Source organism: Sphingomonas sp. CD22 (genome assembly GCF_034556155.1).
In the GTDB taxonomy this organism is placed as follows: domain Bacteria; phylum Pseudomonadota; class Alphaproteobacteria; order Sphingomonadales; family Sphingomonadaceae; genus Sphingomonas.
In genome coordinates this window covers 316,369-332,726 of record NZ_JAYDYX010000001.1, presented here as the reverse complement: position 1 = coordinate 332,726, position 16,358 = coordinate 316,369, and the positions used below count along the sequence as shown (strand labels likewise).

The following is a 16,358-nucleotide window of genomic DNA, read 5'->3' as shown; positions in this document are numbered from 1 at the left end:
CGAACGCGAACGTTCCTTTTCAGCGACTTGTCCCCTTTTCCCGATGCCGCGCGTTGGCCGGCATCTGAAGAGGAGACGTTCGATGTTTCGCTATGTGATCGCGGCAACCGCCATGACCCTGTTCGCCGGTGGTGCCGTCGCGCAGACCGCCCAGACCGGCTCGCACAACCCCGCCGTCAAGAACGGCGCACCGCACACCATCGCCGCCCCGGCGAAGGGCGCGAACTCCTTCACCGAGGATCAGGCGCGCGGCCGTCTCGCCAAGGCGGGCTATACCGGCATCACCAAGCTGACCAAGCGCGACGGCCTGTGGCAGGGCACCGCGATGAAGGCCGGCAAGCGCGCGACCGTCATGCTCGACTACAAGGGCAACGTCACCAGCCGCTGATCGAAAACGACGTTTTCAGGAGAGATTTCATGACCCAGACCATCACGCGCCTGTTCGACGACTATGCCGATGCGACCACCGCGATCCGCGAGCTCGAAGCGATCGGCGTCCCCCACGATCATCTCAGCATCGTCGCCAGCAACGCCGACAAGAGCCACGGCGACCATGTCGATCAGGACGACGACAGCATCAACGACCATGGCGACGTCAGCCGCGGCGTGTCGACCGGCGCCGTGCTCGGCGGTGCGGGCGGCCTGCTCGCCGGTCTCGGCCTGCTCGCCATTCCCGGCCTCGGCCCGATCGTCGCCGCCGGCTGGCTCGCGGCGACCGCAGCGGGCGCCGGCATCGGCGCGGCCGGCGGCGCGGCGACGGGCAGCATCGTCGGCGCGCTCAAGAACGCAGGGCATGACGAGAATGACGCGCACGTCTATGCCGAAGGCGTCCGCCGCGGCGGTTCGCTGGTCAGCGCCAAGGTGCCCGACGATCTGGTGAGCGAGGCCGAAGCCGTGCTCGAGCGCAACCGCTCGGTCGACGCGCAGAGCCGCGGCGCGAGCTATCGCGAAACCGGCTGGACCAGCTTCGACGATACCGCCCCGGCCTATACCGCCGAGCAGGTCCATGAGGAGCGCGCGCGCTACACCACCGGTACGCGCCTCTGACGACCCAGCCGCTCCCGTCGATCATCGGCGGGAGCGGCACTTTTTGCACGGATCGTCGCCCGCGCCGCCGCTTCTTGGTGGCTTGTTAAGCCCGGCTGTGGTTGATCGTCCTCGTCCGCCTACAATTGTCGAAAGCGGCTGATGGGATGGTATGCTGAGCCTAGTGTTGTGGACGACGGTATCGGCGCTTGCTTCCGCACCGGTGATCCAAGAGTCGCAATTACCCGCCGATCCCGTCACGACGCCGTTGATCGCGCCGCTGCCCGCCGATCCCGTCATGCCGGTGGTCCCGGCCGAACCGGGACAGGATACCCGCCGCGTCGAACCGACGATCACCGACTCTGCCGACATCGTCGTCACCGCACGCGAGAATTCCGCCAAGATCGATCCGCTGCGTGCGCTCAACGAACGCTCGTTCGAGGCGACGGAGGCGGTCGACAAGGCGCTCGTCGCACCGATCGCGCGCGCCTATAAGAAGACCGCGCCCAAGCCGTTCCGCGACGGCGTCCACAACGTGCTCTACAATCTGCGCGAGCCGGTGGTGTTCGTCAATTTCCTGCTGCAGCACAAGATCGGCAAGGCGGTCGAGACGGTGGGCCGCTTCGGGATCAACACGACGATCGGACTTCTCGGCGCCTTCGACATCGCCAAGCGCAAGCCCTTCAAACTCCCCCGCCGCGGCAACGGCTTCGCCGATACGCTCGGTTTCTACGGCGTGCCGCCCGGCCCGTTCATGTTCCTGCCGCTGGTCGGCCCGACGACGGTACGCGACCTGATCGGCGGCGGTGTCGACCGGCTCGTCCTGCCGATCGCCGCCGGCCGCCGCGTGACCAGGCCGGCATTCGTCATCCCCGCCGCGGTGCTCGGCGTGCTCGATCACCGTTCGGAGTTCGACGATACGTTGCGTACGCTGCACGAAGATGCCGCCGATCCCTATGCCAACACCCGCACCTTCTACCTGCAGCGTCGACAGGCGGAGATCGACCATCTCCGCGGCCGCGGCACCGGCAGTTCGAGCCCGATGTCCGAGGCCCCCAAGGCGCCGATCGACGAACGCGGCCGCGAGGTGAAGACGGCGCCGTAAGCCGGACGGCCCGTCTATAGCGCGACGATGACGACGCTGCGCATCCGCCCCTCGCAGGCATCGTGCAGCGCGTGCGGCGCATCGTCCAACCCCGCCACCATCGTCCGGGCGAAGTGGAGCCCGGCGTCGCGCTGCCACGCGATCCATTCGGCGAAGGCGGCGATGTCGCGATCGGCACTATAGCCGCGCATCGTGATGTCCTTGAGGATGAGCTGGAACGAGTCGAGCGCCGCGGGGGCGACGATGCTGGCGCCCTGCCGGTCCAACTCGGCGGTCAATGCGCCGAGCAGCACGAAGCGCGCGCCCTCGCGCGCCGCCCCGACCGCGGCGACGAGTTGCTCGCCCCCCACCATGTCGACGAAGACATCGATGCCGTCCGGCGCCGCGTCCGCCAATTGCTCGGCGACCGGCGCGCCGCGCCGCAGCACCGCCGCATCATAGCCGAGCTCGGCGAGCATCCAGTCCGCTTTGTCGCGGCTACCGGTGCTGCCGATCACCCGTGCGGCGCCGAGCCGCCGGGCGATCTGGCCGGCCATCGATCCGATCGCACCGGCGGCGCTCGATACGAAGACGGTATCGCCGGGGCGGACCTGAATACCGCGAGTCAGCGCCGCATAGGCCGTCCAGCCATGGCCGAGACAGGCCGCCGGCTCGATCGGTCCGCGTCCCAGCGCCACGCATTGCCCGACCGGCACGACGGCATGGTCGCGCCAGCCGAACGGGTGCGAGACGAAGTCGCCGACCGCGAGCCCGCTGTCCGGCGGACAGGCGAGCACCTGGCCGATCGCGCCGTCCGCCAGCGCATCGCCGGGGGCGAGCGCGGGGAACGGTATCCCCTCGACCGCCTGGGCATCGCGATCGGCCATCAGGCGCGTCGAGATCGAAATGCGGAACCAGCGGTTGCGCACGACGATATCGTCGGGACCCGGCGTTGGCAGAGGCGCTTCGGCGATCACGAGGTCGGACGGCTGGATCATCGTGTCCGGATGGCGCGCGAGGCGCACCTGGCGGCACATCGGCATGCTGGTCATTCGCGGCTCCCTCGATCACCGGCGCGATCGACGACGCGCCCGACGATCACGCTCATACCGTTATGACTGGTGGTCAGTCAACACTCGGTACTCTTCTCCTGCCGGTGTTTTCGCGGCAGGGATGCTAGCCAGTAGCATCATGGGACCCGACGTGCCGAGCAAACCCCGAACCAAGCCCGCCGACGAACGCCGCGACGATCTGATGAACGCTGCCGAGCGCCTGTTCCTCGAACACGGCGTCGCTGCGACGACGATCGAGCAGATCACGTCGGGGGCGGGCGTCGCGAAGGGCAGCTTCTATCTGCATTTCACCGCCAAGGAGGATGTCGTCGCGGCGTTGCGCCTGCGGTTCGCCGAGCGGGTCGGCGGCATCATCACCAGCGCAGTCGATCGCGTCGCCGGGGATGACTGGCGTGGCCGGCTCGCCGCCTGGCTGACCGCTTGCGCGCAGGGCTATGCGACGTTCGCCTCGCTGCATGACATGGTGTTCCACGACGTGCCGCCGCCGACCCACGCCGGTCTTGCCGACAATCCGCTGATCGACGGTCTGACGCAATTACTCGCCGCCGGCGACGCGGCGGGGGCGTGGCGGCTCGAAGACCCGCGGTTCACCGCCGTCTTCCTGTTCAACGCACTGCATGGCGTGATCCTCGACGCCGGCCGATATGGCGGCAGCGCGGCGCTCGCCCGCCGCATCGTCGATCATGGCTTCCGGCTCGTCGGCCTGCCGACCGGTTAGCCCTTCGTCGGTCAGCCGCGCTTGATGCGCGGGAGCTGCCACCACGGGGTCTGCGGGCTGAGGTGATGTTCGTGGTGATAGGCGCCGAAGTGGAAGCAGGTCGCCAGCGAGGCGAGCGGCGACAGCGAGTTGCTGCGCGCGTTATGCGTGTCCGCGAACGGCGTCTCGCCGTGACGGTGGGGCAGATAGGTGCCGAACAGGAACAATTGCGCCAGCGCGAGCACGGCCGGCACCGCCCAGAACAGCACGATGTTGAGCAGCGGCGCGCCGAGCAGCATGTAGACGACCGCCGCCAGCGTGATCCGCAGGATCTGGCCGTGCGTGTAATAGCCGCGGAAGAAATGGACGAACCATGGCAGCGCGCGGCGCGGCGCGGCGGCATGGAAATCGGGATCGTGTTCGGTGCCGGGCGCGGCGTGATGCGCGTGATGCATCGGATAAAGCGCGCGATAGGACAGGCCGGCATAGGCGCCGAGGCACAGCGTCCCGACCACCGCGTTCCACGCCCGACGCCCCGGCGCGAACGAGCCGTGCATGCAATCGTGCGCGACGATGAACAGGCCGGTGCTCAGCCACGCCTGCACGACGATCAGCAGCAACGCGACCGGCGCCGTCGCGACCTGCCACTGCCAGAAGAAGATGCCGCCGATATGGATGGCGAGCCACGCCGCGCCGATCGCGGCCGCGAGCAGCAGGCTGAAGCGCGTCGAGCCCCGATCCGGGCTCATCGCCCGACGCGATCGGCGAGCTTGCGCTTCAGCTTCGCCGGATTGGGTGCCAACAGGAAACCGAAGCTGACGCCGCCCTCCTTGCCCTTCACCGCATGGTGCAGCCGGTGCGCCTGCAACAGCCGCTTGGAATAGCCGCGCCGCGGCACCCAGCGCATGCCGAAGCGCTGGTGGACCATCATGTCGTGGACGAAGGCGTAGATGCCGCCATAGACGGTGATGCCCAGCGCCGCCCACCACAAAGGCTCCCAGCGCAGGCCGACGACGAACAACGTGACGACGATCACCGCGAAGGTGATCGCGTACAGGTCGTTCTTCTCGAACGCGCCGTCGTGCGGCTCATGGTGCGAGCGATGCCAGCCCCAGCCCCAGCCGTGCATGACATATTTGTGCGTCGCCCAGGCGAAGCATTCCATGAACAGCACCATGCCGACAACCACGGCCAGCTTCTCGTACCAGGCCACCGCCTACTCCTATCGCGTCCGAGCCATCACTCGGGGAGGACGACGTCTTGAGTATCTATGCCATAACCGCGGTCAAACAAGGCTGTAGTGGCGGTTCGGCGCACCCTGCGGTCATCGCGCGGACATCGAGAAGGGCCGCGCCGCCCGCGCCGTCGCCCAGCGCGTGTTCGGAACCGCCGCCATTGTGAAGCGCAATTCGCCGCCGGCACGCACTTCCGCGTCGCGCAGATAGCTGCGCGCCAGCGGCGTGCCGTTCAGCGTCACCGCGGCGATATAACGATTGGTCGCCGACAGGCCGTCGGCGACGACGACGAAGCGCTTGCCGTCGGGCAGGTTGAGCGTCGCGCGATCGACGAACGGCCGGCCGATGACATATTCGTTCGACCCCGGCGCGACCGGATAGAAGCCGAGCGCGGTGAAGACGAGCCATGCCGACATCTGGCCGAGATCGTCGTTGCCCGCCAGACCGTCGGGCGTGGGCTTGTATTGCGACGCGACGATCTGCGCGAGCCGCTCCTGCGTCCGCCACGGCGCCCCGGCATAATCGTAGAGATAGGCGACGTGGTGGCTGGGTTCGTTGCCGTGGATATATTGTCCGATCAGCCCGGCGATATCCTCGGCATGGCCATAGTCGAGCTTCGAATTGTCATAGTCGAACATCGCATCGAGCTTGGCAATCGCCTTCGCATCGCCGCCGAGCACGCGGAACAGGCCGGCCTGATCCTGCGGCATGAACCAGCTATATTGCCAGGCATTGCCCTCGGTATAATCCGAACCATAGTTGATCGCGGTGGGATCGAAGGGGGTGCGGAACGCGCCGCTCGACAGGCGCGCGCGCAGCCAGCCGGACCGGGCGTCGAAGCTGTTGCGCCAGTTTGCGGCGCGTTTCTCGAACCGGGCAGCGATCGCGTCGCGCCCCATCGCCCGCGCCATCCGCGCGATCGTCCAGTCGTCATAGGCATATTCGACCGTTTTCGACGCGGCCTCGGGCTCCTTGTCGATCGGCACATAGCCGCGCGCCATATAGTCGCCGAGCCCGCCATAGGGCGCATAATCTGCGCTCGCGACCATCGCGTCGAGCGCGGCATCGGCGTCGAAACCGCGGATGCCCTTCAGATAGGCGTCCGCGATCACCGGCGCGGCGTGATAGCCGATCATCGTCCAGGTCTCGCGTCCGGCGAACTGCCATACCGGCAGGATGCCGTCGGGGCTGAACTGGCGGCTGGCGACGAGCGAGCGCACGACGTCGATGCTGGTCTGCGTCGGCTGCACCAGGGTCAGCAACGGATGCTCGGCGCGGAACGTATCCCACAGCGAGAAGGTCGAGCGGAAGGTGAAGCCGTCGGCGCGATGCACCTGATCGTCCGGGCCGCGATACCGGCCGTCGGCATCGCTCCACACGCTGGGTGCGAGCAGGGCATGGTAGAGCGCGGTATAGACGGTGCGGCGCATCGGCGCGGGCGCGGCGATCTCGACCGCGCCGAGCGCCTGCGTCCAGGCGGCGGCGGTGCGTGCGCGGATCGCGTCGAAGCCGCCCGCCTCGGCCTCCAGATTGGCGACCGCGCCGGCTTCGTCGACGCCGGACAGCGCGACCTTCACCTCCAGCGGGGCGGCGAGCGGGCCGAAATCGAGCCGCGCCTCCAGTGCCTTGCCGAGTTTCTCGGCGACCGCCTCGCTGCCCCGCCCCGGCCCCTGAAAGCCCTTGTACGTCACCGCGGTGTCGCGATCGACGAAGCCATGGCCGGTCAGCGGGGCGGAGAAGCGCATCGCGAAATAGAGCTTGCGGCCCGGCGCCCATCCCCGCGTCTCGCGAAAGCCGATCAGCGTGCCGTCGGGACGCAGATGCAGCCCCGACCACAGGATCTTGCCGGGATAATTATAAAGCGACGAACGCAGGTCGACGACCAGATGCGCCGGCGTGCCGGCGGGAAAGGTGTAGCGGTGGACGCCGGTGCGGGTGCCGGCGGTCAGTTCGGCGCGGATGCCGCCGTCGGCGAGCGTCACCGCATAATAGCCGGGCCGCGCCGTCTCGCTGGCATGATCGAAGCGCGAGCGATAGCCCGAGCCGGGCCGCGCGGGATCGCCCGGATCGAGCCGCGCCGTCCCCGCCTGCGGCGCGACCAGCACGTCGCCGAGGTCGGAATGGCCTGCGCCCGAGAAATGGGTGTGGCTGAAGCCCTGGATCGTCGGATCCTCGTAGCGATAGCCGGCGGCATGGCCGTAGCAGGCGCGGATCTCGCAGCCGGTATCGGTGTCGGGCGAGAGCTGCACCATCCCGAACGGCGCAGTCGCGCCGGGGAAGGTATGCCCTTCTCCGGCGGTGCCGATCATCGGATCGACCGCATCGATCGGCGCCCCCGCATGCTGCGCGAAGGCGGGACCGGAGACGAGCAGGGCGAGAAGGAAAGCGGTGCGCATGCAGCGAGTTAAGCAGGTGTCGCGCGACGGGGAAAGGCCAGTCCGCACGGCGGGCGGGTCAGGCTACGCTGCCGACCCGCCCTCCCCCGCCCCGCTTACGCCGACTGCGGGATGATGCTGATCATCTCGTCCTCGCCGGGTTCCTTGGCGGGCTTGAGCGTGAGCGCTTGGTCTGGCTCGACATGGCGGCTGCGGGTCATCGGCTCAAGCGTCACCGTCTCGCCGGTTTCGAGTGAGCGTTCGACCGCGGCCAGCACGCGCATGTCGAGCAGGCCTTCCTCGCCATCCGCCTCGGGATGCGTGTCGTTGAGGATGCAGTCCGAGAAATATTGCGTCTCGTTGCCGAATTGCTCGACCGGATCGAAGGTGTGCGTCTTGCTGCCCTCGCTGGTCTTCTCGACGTAGCGGATGCCGATCTTCGGGCCGAACATGAAGCTCGGCGAGGCGTAGATGCTCGCCTTGGTGCCGATCAGCTCGAAGAACTCCGACGAGGCGGTGGCGTAGCTGACCGTGAATTGCGCGGTACGTTCGCCGGGGAAGCGCAGCGTCACCGCGACCGTGTCGTGGAAGTTGAAGCCGCGATCGGGCGTCTTGGTGCCGACGGCGTAGACCGCGATCGGCTCGAGCCCGAACAGGTTGCGCACCGCATTGAGCGGATAGGTGCCCATGTCCGGCACCGGCCCGCCCCAATAACCGTTGTGGCCGCGCGAATTGGCCTCGGCGACGTTCTGCGCGAAGGCCGAGACGAAGCTGCGCAGCTCGCCGAATTCCTTGCCGCGCGCGCGGGTGATCATCTCGACCGTGCCCGGCTCGTGGTGCAGGCGATAGGCGATCATCAGCTTGGCATTGCGCGTCTTCTGCGCGGCGAGGATCTGCTCGGCCTCCGCGACGCTCGACGCCATCGGCTTTTCGAGCAGGACGTGGATACCCGCCTCCAGCGCCGGCACGGCATATTGCATGTGGAGGAAATTGGGCGTCGCGATATACACCGCGTCGATCTCGCCGGAGGCGAGCAGCTCGGCATATTGCTCGTAGGTCCATGCCTTGATGCCGTAGAGTTTGGCGAGCTTGTCGGCCTTGACCGGATCGCCGGTGACCAGCGCCACCAGCTCGGAATTGTTCGTGCGCGCAACGCCCGGCATGAACGCCTGCTGCGAGATCTGGCCGCCGGCAACGACGGCGTAGCGCACCTTCTTGGTGTGTCCGAACATGTTTCGGCCTTTCTAGTCGATCAAAGGGGATGCGGGGACGAACGAAGCGCCCTTGCGATCGTTGCACCGCACCATCCCTCCGACGGCCGGGCGATCAGGGGCCCCACGGCTCCGGCTGCACCCCGCTCGCCGCGATCACCTTGCGTGCCGCCTCCGGCCAGGCGTCCCCCGCAACAGCGACGTTCTGCTCGGCGACGTTGTTCAGATAGTCGGTCCAGTTGCCTTGCAGCCGGCCGGAATTGTACCAATTGCCGATCGCGCGATTGTCCATCGCGGTGCGCTTGGGCGCGATATGGTCCTGCGTATTGAGGTTGAGCCAGACGCCGCCGACCCGGTCGACGACGTTGCCGCGGACCGTGACGTAGCGCGACCCCTCGTCCAGATAGATGGCGATGCCGCCCGAGCCGGCGATGTCGGACACGTAATTGCCCGCGATCAGCGCGCCGGGATCGGCGGACAGATGATAGATCGCGCCACCGTCGGGAAACCATTGCTTCACCCGCGACACGCGGTTGCCGACGATCACCGTGTCGCGCAGCGTCGTCGGCGTGTCGTAGAAGCGGTTGCCGGGCGCATCGTAATAGCCGCGCTGCCCGCGCCAATATTCGGCGCTGCCGCCGGGATCGTTGGTCCCCCAGCCCCAGCCGACGTCGATCCCGTCATATGGCGCATCGGACACGTCGTTGTTCATGATGACGGTGCCCGACGCATAGGTGACCAGGATCGCCGACTGCTCCTTATAGTCGCGAGAGACGCCGCTGATCCGGTTGTTGCGGATCAGAATGTCGCGCAGCCCCATCTCGGGCCGGGCGGGATGATGCGCGTCGGGCTGGACGCCGCCGACCATGATCGCCCCGCCGGCGAGATCGGTGAACCGGCTGCGCGTCACCTCGATCGCGCTCGTGCCCAAGCCGATTCCGGCGGCGTTGGCGTCGGCGTTGTTGCCGATGCCGAGCGCGACCTGGCCGAGCTGCGCGAACCGGTCATCGTCGAACACGATGCGGCTCGCCGCCGCGACCTGCACCGCGGCGGGCTGCTGGTGGAAGCGGTTGCGCACCGCCTCGAACGGGCGGCAGCCCCAACTGCAATCGCGGATGGGATCGGCGGGATAATCGGGCAGCTCGCCGGAAAGATAGGAGCCGCTCTGCTGGCTGGCATAGCCCTCCGGCCCGGCGGGTTGCCGCCAGCTCGTGTCGCGGAAGTCCAGCCCGCGGAACTGCAGGTCGCGCACCGGCCGGTCGTAGCTGCCGGCGATCGACAGCAGATGGTCGAGCCGCGGCAGCACGACCGCGACCCGGTCCATCGCCTCGCCGGCGCGCGGCTTGTAATAGAGGCGCCCGGCGGCGGGATCGGCATAGAATTGGCCGGGCTCGCGCAGGAAGGCGAGCGCATTGACGAGGAACATGCGCGCCACCTCCGCCGACACCGGCCGCGCGAACGTGTCGTAGCCGACCAGATTGTTGCGCCAGCCGGGCTGCTGCATGATGATCCGGTCGCGCTCGATCCGCTCGACCATCGCATGGCGGTGGGTGAACCAGCTCATCCCCTCGATCGCGATGCGGCGCTGGTCGGGCAGTTGCGCGAGCGTCCGCCACGCCGGATCGGTGATCGTCAGTCCCCACGGCGCGAACGTCACGGCCGCCCGCGGGATTTCGATCGCCGCACGGTGCGCGAGCCGACCGTCGACGCTGAGTTGCAGCGGATCGCTGCCGCGTGGGATCGACGCCACCCAGATGCCGCGCGTGCGATCCGCCAGCCCCCAGCCGCCGACCAACACGCCGCCCGACAGCATCGGATAGGCGCCCGCCGCCCCCTCCCAGCGGACGGTGAAGCCGTTCTGCCCGCCATCGTCGGCGGTGAAGCGCAGCGGCGTCGCCAGCCGATAGGTGCCGGCGGCGATCCGCACGGTGACGTCGTGATCGCCGTTATGCTGCCGCACCGCGGCCTGCGCACGCGTCAGGCTGGCGAACGGCCGCGCCGCCGATCCGTCCCCGTCGGTGCCGTTCGGCGCGACGTGGAGCACGATCGGCACGGGGTCTGGCCGGTTGGGGATGACGATCCGGTGCGGCCCGGCCGCGTTCGCCGGCGGCGCGACGCGCGGCAGTATCGGGCCGGCGGGAAGCTGCGCCCCCGCCGGCATGGCCGTGAGGATGACCACCGCGACCGTCAGCGCCCGATACCGCCGCATCCCGTCCTTGCCCAATCCGTTGCCGGCCCCCGCCCTCACTGCGTCTCCGACGCCACCGCCATCGCCGCGCGCGCCGCGAGGATGTAGGCGGAGGTGGTGCTGACGGTATATTCGTTCTCGAACCACAGGAACGGCCAGTCGACCTTCGCCTCGGGATAATCGGGTTTGACGATCAGCACGCCCGGCACCATCCCGCCGGGGATGAAGCTATAGTCGGCGCGATTGTGGCCATAGCCGATCAGCTTCGACGCGGTGCCGACGGTCGAGACCAGCGACAGATTGTTCGCCGGATGCCGCCCGAGCACGTAATCGATCGCGTTGAGCGTGTAGGTAGTGCCAACGATCTCCGGGAAGGCCTTGTGCAACAGGTACATGGTCGTGCCGAAGCTGACCACCTGGTTGGAGCCCGCCCATGTGCCGTCGGCGATCGGCACGCCGAACGGATTGTTGGTCATGCCGCCGTCCGCCTTCGCCTTCATGTCCTGCACCAGCGGCACGAGGGCGGCGCGATAGTCCGCCCCCATGAACGGGATGGCGCGGACCGCCGCGCCGGCGAGCCAGGGGAAGTTCTGCCGGATCACTGGCTGCAACTGGCGCAGCCGGTCGGCATAGACGCGATCGCCGCGGCTGGTCAGCAGCAGCTCGACGGTGGCGACGACGTTCGCCGCCTCGGCCGAGCGCGGCGACGAGGAATCGTCGCGCCCGTCGCCGGCCTTCACCACCCCGCCCTGCTGCTTGGTCCACAGCGCCTTGGCGGCGGCGAGCGCCTCCGCCGCCATCTTCGGATCGCTCGCGACGAGCGCCCGGCTGGCCGCGGACAGCGCGCCGGCCACCGCGAGGTTGTTGGCGGGCAGATCGGTGGTGAACGCCCAGCGATCGTCGGGCGTGCCCGACGCGCCGCCCTTGATCTCCTCCACGCCGAGCTTGGCGTCGTAGAGGCGATTGTCGGTCTGCGATCCGGCATCGCCGAGATGCGCATATTGGCGCAGCGCCGGATCGACGATGCCGACGATCGCGTGGCCGAACACCTTGTATTGCGCGAGCAATTGCAACGTGCCGTGACGGATCTGCTGGACCGCGTCCTCGACCCCGTCGGGCTTGCGGATCTCGACCTTGCGCGCCGCCTCGTCGATGCTCGTCTCGTCCCAGTCGAGACCGAACAATTCGCGCGCCCAGACGAGGTCGCGCGTCACCGCCGCATTTTCCGGCGTCTGGATGTCGTAATCGCCGGCATCCTGCCAGCCGCCGACCGCGAGGCCGGGAATGTGCTGACCCGCCTTGAACGGCGAATCGAGGTTCGGCCCCATCTTGTAGCCGTCGAAATGGGTGATGTTGGGTGGTGCCTGTCGCGCGTCGTCCAGATGCGAGGGCGCCGACCAGACGCGATATTGCTCGCGGATGCCGACGTGATCCATCTGTTCGGCGATGAACGTGTCGAGCGAGGTCTGCCAGATCCGCTGATAGGTGTCGGCGGCGATGCGGAACGGATTGGTCGTCTGCCCGGCGTAACTGATCGCATACAGACCGGGCTCGCGCACCGACGAGAAGTCGAAGGCGGCATAATCGTAGCGCGTCCAGTGGCCGCGCGACTGCACCTTGGCGCGGAGCACCGATTGCTTGCCGCCGTCGGCGGTCAGCCGGACCAGTTCCGCCTCGGCCGGCGCCTTGAAATTGGGATCGAGCTCGATCAGCGCGACCTTGGGCCGCCCGGGCGTATAGCCGGCCTGGTTGAACGAGACGACCGGCTGACGCGTCCAGTTCTTCACCACGTTCGGCCGGACGTGCCAGACGACCGCATTCTCCTTCGCGCCCGTGGCGATCAGCGATCGGACGACGAACCAGCCATTCTGAGCTCGCGCCCGCGCATCGTACAGATCGATCGGCCCGGTGTCGGAGGTGATGCTGACCCGCGTCAGCGGATCCTCGGGCGCGAGCGTGATCGTCTTGGTAGCGCTCCCGAGCGGTAGCGGGTCACCCGAACCGTCCTTCGCCATCGGGCCGGTCGGGTGGCGCGGGAACAGCCCCGGCGCGGCATCGACCAGATAGGTCTTGCCGAAATAGGCGGTCGGCAGGAAATCGAGGTTGAACCCCGCCTTGCCGGCGAGGCTGGCCGGCAGCGGCTGATCGAGATCGACCGCGATGCGGAAGCCGCCGGGCTCGGCGGTGACCTTGACGCTATAGGACAGCTTCTGCTGCGCGTAGGCGGAGCGTACCACCAATTGGTTGGGCTCGCTGCCGCGCGTCCGGCCGACGAAGGCGGGGACCGGCGCCCATTGCTCGGGCGTGCGATCCAGCCGCACCGCGCCGTCGGTCGCGATCCGCTCGCCATGCAGCACCATCTGGATGCCGGCGTTCTTCTCGTCGAAGAAGATCGGGCTGAAGTGGTTCTGATCGACGATGACGGTCAGCCCCTGCGTCTCCAGCGTCTCGGACGGCGTGACGGTCAGCGATTGCGCATGCACCGCGCCGGCGATGACGCCGATACTCGCCGAACCGAGCAAGGCGTTCCAAATCATTCGTGCCACAAGCATCCCTCCAGGTGTCGAGCCGGTCTTGTGCCGGCGGATCGTTATGTCGCTGTTTTTCCACACGTTATCGATAGCGCTACCATCCGGCAATGCGCCGGTGGAGAAAAACACCGGCGCGTTTCGCGCGGCGCCGGGATGCGCTGGCAATGGACTTTCGAACCGCAGCGCCTGATGATCGTGGCCAGGATGACGAACCCCATGATTACGCTTGCCGAATGGCGGACCCGGGCGGCGACGGCGCTGCGCAACGGACGGATCGAAGACGGCATTACCGCCTGCCGCGCCGTGATCGAAGCGGACCAGGGAGATGCGGAAAGCTGGTACAATCTCGGCTATCTGCTGCGCTGCGACCGCCAGTTCGGCGAGGCGCTGGCGGCGTATGGCGCGGCGCTCGCCGCGGGGATCGATCGGCCCGAGGAGGTGCATCTCAACCGCGCGGTGATCCTTTCGGAATATTGCGGGCGGATCGGCGATGCGGTGATCGAATTGCACGCCGCGTTGGCGCTGGCGCCCACGTTCGTCGCGGCGTGGCTGAATCTCGGCAACCTTCACGAGGACGCCGGCGATCCGGCCGCGGCGCGCGAGGCTTATGCGCAGGTGCTCGCGCTCGATCCCGGCAATGGTCGCGCGCATGCCCGGATCGCGACGATCGACATTTTCGAAGGACACGCCGACGTCGCACTTCCGGCACTACGGCAGGCGCTCGCAAGTCTTGGCCTTTCGCCAGCCGACGCGGCCGAAGCCGGGTTCGCGCTCGGCGCGGCGCTCGATGCGCAAGGCCGGTACGACGAAGCCTTCGCGGCGTTTGCCGCGGCGAACCGGGCGGCGCTGCAAGCCGCGCATCCCGGCTATCGTTACGATTCGCGGCGACAGGAAGCGTTGATCGAGGCGACGATCGCGGCGACGCCCCGCCCCATTCCGGCCGGCACCGACGATGCAGAACCGCCGATCTTCATCTGCGGCATGTTCCGATCGGGCTCGACGCTGATCGAACAGATGCTCTCGCGTCATCCGCGCATAACCAAGGGCGGCGAACTGGAGATCGTGCCCGCCTTCGCCGCCGCGCTGGGGTCACCCGAAGCGCTGCGGGATCTGCCCGCCGCGGCGCTCGCGACGATGCGCGCGCAATATCGGGACGAAGTGTGCCGACAATTCGGCGACGTCGATCGTCTCACCGACAAGCGACCCGACAATTTCCTGCACATCGGCCTGATCAAGCGTCTGTTTCCAAACGCAAAGATCATCAACACGACGCGCAATTCACTGGATATGGCGCTGTCGATCTACTTCCTCTATTTCGACGACAGCATCAGCTACGGCCACGACCTGCGCCATATCGCGCATTGGGTGGAGCAATATCGACGGCTAATGGCGCATTGGCGCAGCCTGTATCCGCACGATATCTTGGACGTGTCCTACGACCGGCTGGTCGCCGATCCCGGTCCGGTGATGGCGGAGGTTCTCGCCTTCTGCGATCTGCCCTGGGACGATGGCGTGCTGCACCCCGAACAGGCCGACGGCCCGGTGCGGACCGCCAGCGTCTGGCAGGTCCGCCAGCGGCTGCATCAGCGCTCGTCGGGCCGCTGGCGCCATTATGCGCGCCACCTGCAACCGCTGATCGCGACGCTGGGCGGCGACGTCTAGGGCGCGACGCCGCCCTGGCCGGTGATATGGAAGACCTGCCGGAGCATCGTCTGCTCCGCCGGGGTCAGATGCGGGTTCCAGACGTCGAAGATCAGCACGATGCGCGGCGCGTCGCTGTCGTTCCATGCCTCATGCTCGATCGTGTCGTCGAAGGCGAACGCCTCGGCCTCGCGCCACGCGCGCGTCTCGCCGCCGACGCGAAAGCGGCATTGGTCCGGCACGACGAGCGGCAGATGCACGATCGCCCGCGTATTGGTGACGCCGGTGTGCGCCGGGATATGCGCGTGCGGGCGCAGGATCGAGAAGAAGGCGGTCGGCGCCTTGCCGGGAATGTCGCTCTGCGGCACCGCGGCGAGCGCTGCGGCGGTCTCGGGGCAGCGCGCGCAGACCGCATCGTTGCGCACGCCATATTCCCATAGGAAGCAGGCGCTCCAATCGGCGTTGCCGTCGAGGCCCGACCAACGGTTAGTCGGCGTCCCCGCCGCCTGACGCACATAGGGGCGGATCGCGTCGCTGCCGTCGCGCAGCAGCGCCAGGGCCTCGTCGCGGATCGCCGCGGTCCGCGCCTCCAGCGCGGCGAACCACGGGAAAAGGGAGCGTTCGAAATACTCGTCGGCGGGCAGGAAGGGAAAGTGCACGCCCGAGCATTGGTTGGCGTAGATCGCCCGGCGGCCCAGCATGTGATCGACGCAAGCCGCCATCCGCCGCGATACCGCGTCGCCGAGCGCGCCATCGATCTCGCGCCCGAGCCGCTCGGTATGATCGGCCAGGAAGGCGCGGCCGCGCGCGAGCGCGTCGTCGACCGCCGGCGGCCGGTCGGGCATCGCCGCCGCCATCTGCACGATGCCCGACCATCCCTGCGCCGCCTCCACCTCACGGCCGCGGCGTTGATGCAATTCGGTCATGCGCAAGTGCGCGGTGAAGTTGCGCTGATCAATCGCCAATGCGGCCTCCAGCGCGCGTTGCTCGTCCTCATCGCGCCCCATCATGCGATAGACCGTCGCCTGGTTGACGTGCAGCACGGGTTCGCCGGGATCGGCGGCAGCGGCGGCGGCGAAGCCGGCCAGCGCCCGTTGCAGGTCGCCGTCCGCCATCGCCCGCATGGCACGCGCATTGAGCAATTGCGGATGCGCCGGCGCGAGGGCGAGCGCCTGGTCGAGCAGCATGCGCTCCGCGGCGACATCGCCGCGCTGGCGGGCGGTCATCGCCTCGGTGGCGAGCGCATGGGCGCGCTGAGGTAGGTCGGTCATCGCGTCAGGCTCGATCCAACAAGGTG

The 16,358-nt window shown here is 68.1% G+C and carries 13 protein-coding genes; 5 read left to right on the top strand and 8 right to left on the bottom strand.

Annotated elements, in window-relative coordinates:
• Positions 1–82: 82 nt before the first annotated feature.
• The 3 genes from SFC76_RS01495 to SFC76_RS01485 all read left to right on the top strand — a co-directional run bounded on the left by SFC76_RS01495 (position 83) and on the right by SFC76_RS01485 (position 2,131).
• Complete coding sequence (locus tag SFC76_RS01495) at positions 83–388, top strand: hypothetical protein (protein WP_038660502.1); 306 nt, start codon at positions 83–85, stop codon at positions 386–388.
• A 29-nt stretch (positions 389–417) separates the two neighbouring features.
• The gene (locus SFC76_RS01490) at positions 418–1,047 is read left to right on the top strand and encodes a hypothetical protein (RefSeq protein WP_322847723.1); all 630 of its coding nucleotides are present in this window, start codon (positions 418–420) and stop codon (positions 1,045–1,047) included.
• Positions 1,048–1,249: 202 nt separating this feature from the next.
• Positions 1,250–2,131: a VacJ family lipoprotein gene (locus SFC76_RS01485; protein WP_322847722.1), complete on the top strand. Its 882-nt coding sequence runs from the start codon at positions 1,250–1,252 to the stop codon at positions 2,129–2,131.
• A 14-nt stretch (positions 2,132–2,145) separates the two neighbouring features.
• On the opposite strand, the gene SFC76_RS01480 is transcribed toward SFC76_RS01485, so the two are convergent.
• Positions 2,146–3,162 (bottom strand): NADP-dependent oxidoreductase, encoded by a 1,017-nt coding sequence (locus SFC76_RS01480; protein WP_322847721.1) that lies wholly within the window; start codon positions 3,160–3,162, stop codon positions 2,146–2,148.
• A 151-nt stretch (positions 3,163–3,313) separates the two neighbouring features.
• Between SFC76_RS01480 and SFC76_RS01475 the strand changes: the two genes are divergently transcribed.
• Positions 3,314–3,901 carry a TetR/AcrR family transcriptional regulator gene (locus SFC76_RS01475; protein ID WP_322847720.1) on the top strand — a complete coding sequence of 196 codons (588 nt, stop codon included), beginning with the start codon at positions 3,314–3,316 and terminating at the stop codon, positions 3,899–3,901.
• Between the two features lie 11 nt (positions 3,902–3,912).
• Here SFC76_RS01475 and SFC76_RS01470 read toward each other — a convergent pair whose 3' ends face one another.
• From SFC76_RS01470 to SFC76_RS01445, 6 genes are all read right to left on the bottom strand, one after another.
• On the bottom strand, positions 3,913–4,629 hold the full coding sequence (locus SFC76_RS01470) for a fatty acid desaturase (protein WP_322847719.1): 717 nt from the start codon (positions 4,627–4,629) through the stop codon (positions 3,913–3,915).
• Positions 4,626–5,093, bottom strand: a complete 468-nt coding sequence (locus SFC76_RS01465; protein WP_322847718.1) for a sterol desaturase family protein — start codon at positions 5,091–5,093, stop codon at positions 4,626–4,628. The genes SFC76_RS01470 and SFC76_RS01465 overlap by 4 nt, the downstream gene beginning before the upstream one ends.
• 111 nt (positions 5,094–5,204) lie before the next feature.
• A complete protein-coding gene (locus SFC76_RS01460) occupies positions 5,205–7,511 on the bottom strand; it encodes a GH92 family glycosyl hydrolase (protein WP_322847717.1) in 2,307 nt (768 codons plus the stop codon).
• Between the two features lie 95 nt (positions 7,512–7,606).
• A complete protein-coding gene (locus SFC76_RS01455; protein ID WP_322847716.1) occupies positions 7,607–8,722 on the bottom strand; it encodes a Gfo/Idh/MocA family oxidoreductase in 1,116 nt (371 codons plus the stop codon).
• A 94-nt stretch (positions 8,723–8,816) separates the two neighbouring features.
• Positions 8,817–10,910, bottom strand: coding sequence for a right-handed parallel beta-helix repeat-containing protein (locus SFC76_RS01450; RefSeq protein ID WP_322847715.1), 2,094 nt, complete (start codon positions 10,908–10,910; stop codon positions 8,817–8,819).
• Positions 10,911–10,945: 35 nt separating this feature from the next.
• Positions 10,946–13,426 (bottom strand): glycoside hydrolase family 9 protein, encoded by a 2,481-nt coding sequence (locus SFC76_RS01445; protein ID WP_322848050.1) that lies wholly within the window; start codon positions 13,424–13,426, stop codon positions 10,946–10,948.
• Between the two features lie 210 nt (positions 13,427–13,636).
• Between SFC76_RS01445 and SFC76_RS01440 the strand changes: the two genes are divergently transcribed.
• Positions 13,637–15,082: a tetratricopeptide repeat-containing sulfotransferase family protein gene (locus SFC76_RS01440; protein WP_322847714.1), complete on the top strand. Its 1,446-nt coding sequence runs from the start codon at positions 13,637–13,639 to the stop codon at positions 15,080–15,082.
• Here SFC76_RS01440 and SFC76_RS01435 read toward each other — a convergent pair.
• Positions 15,079–16,332: an aspartyl/asparaginyl beta-hydroxylase domain-containing protein gene (locus SFC76_RS01435; RefSeq protein WP_322847713.1), complete on the bottom strand. Its 1,254-nt coding sequence runs from the start codon at positions 16,330–16,332 to the stop codon at positions 15,079–15,081. The two genes, SFC76_RS01440 and SFC76_RS01435, sit on opposite strands and share 4 nt — an antisense overlap.
• Positions 16,333–16,358: the final 26 nt, after the last annotated feature.

What these genes read in the sequence shown, in the direction of transcription:
- SFC76_RS01495 (WP_038660502.1), top strand. Translation starts at nt 83, where the DNA reads ATGTTTCGCTATGTGATCGCGGCAACCGCCATGACCCTGTTCGCCGGT.
- SFC76_RS01490 (WP_322847723.1), top strand. Translation starts at nt 418, where the DNA reads ATGACCCAGACCATCACGCGCCTGTTCGACGACTATGCCGATGCGACC.
- SFC76_RS01480 (WP_322847721.1), bottom strand. Translation starts at nt 3,162, where the DNA reads ATGACCAGCATGCCGATGTGCCGCCAGGTGCGCCTCGCGCGCCATCCG.
- SFC76_RS01470 (WP_322847719.1), bottom strand. Translation starts at nt 4,629, where the DNA reads ATGAGCCCGGATCGGGGCTCGACGCGCTTCAGCCTGCTGCTCGCGGCC.
- SFC76_RS01460 (WP_322847717.1), bottom strand. Translation starts at nt 7,511, where the DNA reads ATGCGCACCGCTTTCCTTCTCGCCCTGCTCGTCTCCGGTCCCGCCTTC.
- SFC76_RS01455 (WP_322847716.1), bottom strand. Translation starts at nt 8,722, where the DNA reads ATGTTCGGACACACCAAGAAGGTGCGCTACGCCGTCGTTGCCGGCGGC.
- SFC76_RS01450 (WP_322847715.1), bottom strand. Translation starts at nt 10,910, where the DNA reads ATGCGGCGGTATCGGGCGCTGACGGTCGCGGTGGTCATCCTCACGGCC.
- SFC76_RS01445 (WP_322848050.1), bottom strand. Translation starts at nt 13,426, where the DNA reads ATGATTTGGAACGCCTTGCTCGGTTCGGCGAGTATCGGCGTCATCGCC.
- SFC76_RS01440 (WP_322847714.1), top strand. Translation starts at nt 13,637, where the DNA reads ATGATTACGCTTGCCGAATGGCGGACCCGGGCGGCGACGGCGCTGCGC.
- SFC76_RS01435 (WP_322847713.1), bottom strand. Translation starts at nt 16,332, where the DNA reads ATGACCGACCTACCTCAGCGCGCCCATGCGCTCGCCACCGAGGCGATG.